This is a genomic window from Streptomyces sp. ADMS, from assembly GCF_033441795.1.
GTDB lineage: Bacteria > Actinomycetota > Actinomycetes > Streptomycetales > Streptomycetaceae > Streptomyces.
In genome coordinates this window covers 1-470 of record NZ_JAVFVX010000429.1, presented here as the reverse complement: position 1 = coordinate 470, position 470 = coordinate 1, and the positions used below count along the sequence as shown (strand labels likewise).

1 pseudogene is annotated in these 470 nt (G+C 68.9%); it reads right to left on the bottom strand.

The annotated features are described in order from the left end of the window. Nucleotides 1–449: pseudogene (locus tag RB628_RS42905) on the bottom strand (cytochrome P450); the annotation flags it as partial. Between the last annotated feature and the right edge of the window lie 21 nt (nt 450–470).

Sequence of the window (470 nt, the reverse complement as noted above, 5' to 3'; positions counted from 1 at the left end):
CCCAGCAGCTCGCAGATCACGATGACCGGCAGCGGCACCGCCAGACCAGCGACGAAGTCGACCTGTCCGCCGACGGGCCACTGGTCCAGCAGCCCGTCGGTTACCTCAGCGATGAACGGGCGCAGCTCGGCGACAGCGCCTGTCGTGAATGCCTTGGTCACCAGCTTGCGCAGGCGGGTGTGCTGGGGCGGGTCGCTGGCCAGCATGTTGTGCGCGACCGCTGGGTGCAGGCGGCGTCGCGACCCCTTGTCGGCGAAGAAGGCGGCCGTGTTCTTCGAGAGCCGTGGGTCGCTGAGTGCCTGCCGGGCCTCCGCGTACCCGGTGACCAGGTAGCTGCTGTGTCCACTTGAGCCGGTGGGGACGGCTTGCACCGGGCACGCGGACCGCATGGCCGCGTAGGTGGGGTAGGGGTCGCGCAGGAATCGAGGGTCCTTGGTCGGGTCGTTCATGCTGTCAGGCTCCAACCGCTT